1 protein-coding gene is annotated in these 436 nt (G+C 60.1%); it reads right to left on the bottom strand.

The window, feature by feature from the left end:
* The coding region (locus tag H8792_RS12405; protein ID WP_185979446.1) for an inorganic phosphate transporter at positions 1–436 on the bottom strand (436 nt) is incomplete at both ends.

The following is a 436-nucleotide window of genomic DNA, read 5'->3' as shown; positions in this document are numbered from 1 at the left end:
ATTTCCCAACCGGTGGCGGCGATGCCGGCGCCGAGAACGCCGCCCACAATGGAGTGGGTGGTGGACACCGGCGCGCCCATGGCCGTGGCCAGGTTCAGCCAAATCGCTCCGGACAGGAGGGCGGCGATCATCAGCCAGACAAAGGTATCGCCGTTCTCAATCAGAGCGGGGTCGATAATGCCTTTTTTAATGGTGCTGATGACGTCGCCACCGGCAATCAAGGCCCCGGCGGATTCGAAGACGGCGGCGATGATGATGGCGCCGGTCAAGGTTAAGGCTTTCGAGCCGACGGCGGGGCCAACGTTGTTGGCCACGTCATTGGCGCCGATGTTCATCGCCATGTAACCGCCGATCATGGCGGCAATGACCAATTCGACACTGACCGTTCCGGTGCCCAGTTGCAAATTGGCGGAGAAAAGCATGATGAGGATAATGA

Source organism: Thiomicrorhabdus heinhorstiae (genome assembly GCF_013391765.2).
GTDB classification, from domain to species: domain Bacteria; phylum Pseudomonadota; class Gammaproteobacteria; order Thiomicrospirales; family Thiomicrospiraceae; genus Thiomicrorhabdus; species Thiomicrorhabdus heinhorstiae.
This window is presented reverse-complemented; position numbering and strand designations above follow the sequence as displayed.